Genomic DNA, 2,486 nt, shown 5'->3' with positions numbered 1-2,486 from the left:
TTTGAAGACGGAGTGCAGGTTGTTGAACAATCGGACTGGAAGGCCGCTTGATGATATTTTGCTCATACACCAGAATTGACAATAACTCCCATTGAATCCATTTTACACTTCACCTTGCTAGGAGAAGATAAATAGAAATTATATACAGGACTTTTATCTTCAAAATAAACTACAATCTTTAACTTCATTTTGGGAAAATTTCCCCTTAATGAGGGTTGATCTTTGTTTTTCGGTATTAGTTGGCAATCAACTTTATCCCCTTCAACATAAATAGTACTATTTGATGGAAGCCCCTCGTTATCAAAAAGTATCTCTAATTTATTAACATCAACACCTAAAGTATTTACCTGATTTTGCAGATCATAATTTACCTCCTGATCAATATGGCAAATTTCAGAATATGCAGATAAGGGAGATAGCAAAATAATACTATAAAATATATGACTTAATTTACGAGAACGCTTATAGCTCATCGTGATTTATACCCCAATATAATGCTGATAAATAATAAAATAAGTATTATCACATCAAAATAAAATACTAAATCAAGATAGACAAATGCATCAGAAACTGTTGCCTTGTAATCTGATGAATAGACAGACAATTCTATCAATTTCTTATTCGTTATTAATGTCGCTATGTTAGAGAAAATTGATAGCAAACAGGCACACATAGTTAAAGAAGTGGCTATTATTTCTTTCTTTTTAAAAACGGAAATTAATAAAATACTACTTGCTGTCACCAATAGTAAATTGATCTGAGTAATGTTGGTTATATACCCAACGGACAAATTAACAAACTTATCATCCATGATTCCCCCATCCGCTAATGCTGTAAATATAGCATAACATTTTAAGGTTTCTGTTCTGCCTAGAAGGTTCGATTTTTAAACATTGCAAAAGCAATGTATATTGCGCCCTTAGAAAATTCTTCGGGATTTGTAAAATCTAAACCTTTTAAATAAATTGGGTTAGCAAGATAGACATGTTAAAGTTTTTTTATTCACTTTAGAGTAGCAAGTTATGAGCGAAATTTTACTTTACCAAGCAGAAGATGGCAGTTTTCAAATTGAAGTGCCTATTGAAGAAGAGTCTGTGTGGTTATCACAAAAACAAATGTCCGAGCTTTTTCAAAAAGATATCCGCACAATAAACGAACATATTCAAAATATCTATTCTGAAAATGAACTTGTTGAAATTTCAACTATCCGGAAATTCCGGATAGTTCAACAAGAAGGTAAAAGAAAAGTATCTCGTGAAATTGAACATTATAATCTAGATGTTATTATTTCTGTTGGATATCGGGTAAAGTCTCTACAAGGTACTCAATTTAGAATCTGGGCCAATAAAATATTGAAAGAGTATCTTCTAAAGGGTTATGCACTAAATCAAATTAAGTTAAAAAAACAAAATCAACAAATCAAAGAGCTTGAAAAGACATTGATTTTATTTCAAAAAGCATTATCAACTGACCTAAACCATACGGAATCAAATGGATTATTAACTGTATTAACCAATTATAATCATAGCTTCATTCTACTAAATCAATATGACACGGGTGATTTTCCAAAAGTACAATTAAATACCAATATAACTTGCGAAATTGACTATTCTACAGCTATGAAAGCAATAGATGACTTAAAGCATAATTTGATATTAGAAAAACAAGCTACAGATCTATTCGGGAGACCTAAAGACAACAGCTTTGAAGGTATTTTAGGAAATATCGTACAAAGTTTTGGCGGAGAGTATCTATACCCCAGTATTGAAGAACAAGCGGCACATTTGCTTTATTTTACTATAAAAAACCATCCCTTTTCAGACGGTAACAAAAGAATTGGGGCATTTATGTTTGTCTGGTTCCTGCAACTTAATCAGCATCATTTGAAACGAAATGGGGATGCTAAAATTAATGATAATGCATTAGTAGCTATTGCTCTGCTCGTTGCTCAAAGTGATCCAGCTCAGAAGGATATTATGATTCAGTTAATTGTCAACTTAATTAGAGATGTAAATTAATAAGGCTTTCCCACCTGTACCACCTGTACCACCTGTACCACCTGTACCACCTGTACCATTTGTACCACGTAGATAATATCTACCAAAGCGTTTTCATCACTTCCCATTCGGGAATTTTTAAAAATATGACCTTTATTATTACCACCTTATCAATGAAAATTTCTGAATATATACAACTGTATTAACTTAATTCTTTATATTAATTTGCTGTACATGCTATCTGTAATAACCAAAACCTAGCTTGTCGCCGAAGTACATATCTTTAATAAAAAAATTAAGTTATCTCAACTTCTCAATTGATAAACATTTGAAACTGAGGTGTACCACTATTTTAAATGCCCCACCAGTGCCCCATAAAAATTTATTTTTATCAGAAGACTAATGCCGTTGCGCGGAATCGAACCGCGGACCTATTGATTACGAATCAAGTGCTCTACCGACTGAGCTACAACGGCAATCATGCGAAAG

The 2,486-nt window shown here is 32.5% G+C and carries 3 protein-coding genes and 1 tRNA gene; 1 reads left to right on the top strand and 3 read right to left on the bottom strand.

The features are described 5' to 3' along the window. Positions 1-62: 62 nt before the first annotated feature. Both Lfee_RS06890 and Lfee_RS06885 read right to left on the bottom strand, forming a co-directional pair. Positions 63-473, bottom strand: a complete 411-nt coding sequence (locus Lfee_RS06890) for a hypothetical protein (protein ID WP_058445228.1) — start codon at positions 471-473, stop codon at positions 63-65. Beyond that, a complete protein-coding gene (locus Lfee_RS06885; protein ID WP_058445226.1) occupies positions 470-811 on the bottom strand; it encodes a hypothetical protein in 342 nt (113 codons plus the stop codon). The genes Lfee_RS06890 and Lfee_RS06885 overlap by 4 nt, the downstream gene beginning before the upstream one ends. Positions 812-1,022: 211 nt before the next feature. Between Lfee_RS06885 and rhuM the strand changes: the two genes are divergently transcribed. Continuing rightward, positions 1,023-2,018 carry a RhuM family protein gene (gene rhuM, locus Lfee_RS06880; protein WP_058445224.1) on the top strand — a complete coding sequence of 332 codons (996 nt, stop codon included), beginning with the start codon at positions 1,023-1,025 and terminating at the stop codon, positions 2,016-2,018. Positions 2,019-2,400: 382 nt separating this feature from the next. Here the strand turns inward: rhuM and Lfee_RS06875 are convergent. Beyond that, positions 2,401-2,473: transfer RNA gene (locus tag Lfee_RS06875), tRNA-Thr, on the bottom strand. Positions 2,474-2,486: the final 13 nt, after the last annotated feature.

The sequence above is a fragment of the Legionella feeleii genome (assembly GCF_001467625.1).
Lineage (GTDB): Bacteria > Pseudomonadota > Gammaproteobacteria > Legionellales > Legionellaceae > Tatlockia > Tatlockia feeleii.
This window is presented reverse-complemented; position numbering and strand designations above follow the sequence as displayed.